The organism is Catenulispora yoronensis (genome assembly GCF_039531695.1).
Lineage (GTDB): Bacteria > Actinomycetota > Actinomycetes > Streptomycetales > Catenulisporaceae > Catenulispora > Catenulispora yoronensis.
In genome coordinates this window covers 1-510 of the sequence record NZ_BAAAQN010000265.1, presented here as the reverse complement: position 1 = coordinate 510, position 510 = coordinate 1, and the positions used below count along the sequence as shown (strand labels likewise).

Genomic DNA, 510 nt, shown 5'->3' with positions numbered 1-510 from the left:
CCGGGAAATCGGTAAATAAGCCGTCGACGCCCGCCTGGTTATACAGCACGTCATAGAGCTGATTAACGTTAGTCGCGTACTCCGGCAACTGATCCGCGGGCACGGTGAACGGATGCACCTGCAGATGGCTGGCGTGCGCCTCTTTCACCATCGCCGTCAGCTTCACCGCCCCCGGCTTCGAGCCTTCCGCTACCAGCATATGGTAATCCGGGCCGATGCCGTCCGCGTACTGCGCAATCTGCGCCATCGCCCCTGGCTTGAACATCCAGTCATAGCTGTAGTTCACCCACTTACCATCGGCCTGTTTCTGCTGGGTTTCATTCCAGTCGGTATAGGCGATGAGCTGCACCAGATTGAGATCCATCCCCATCTTCGGCTCCAGCTCATTTTTAATGCGTTTGAGCTCGTTGGCGTCAAAGCACTGCAGATAAACCTTATCCTGCTTGCTGGTATAGCCATATTCCTTCAGCACCTTCAATGTGCTGGCGGCAATATCTTTGCCTTCCTGGT

Annotated in this window: 1 protein-coding gene; it reads right to left on the bottom strand. The window is 55.3% G+C overall.

What is annotated here, in order from left to right; genetic code table 11:
* Positions 1–510 (bottom strand): glycerophosphodiester phosphodiesterase (gene glpQ, locus ABD481_RS47250; RefSeq protein WP_344672406.1); only part of this gene is annotated, 510 nt, incomplete at both ends.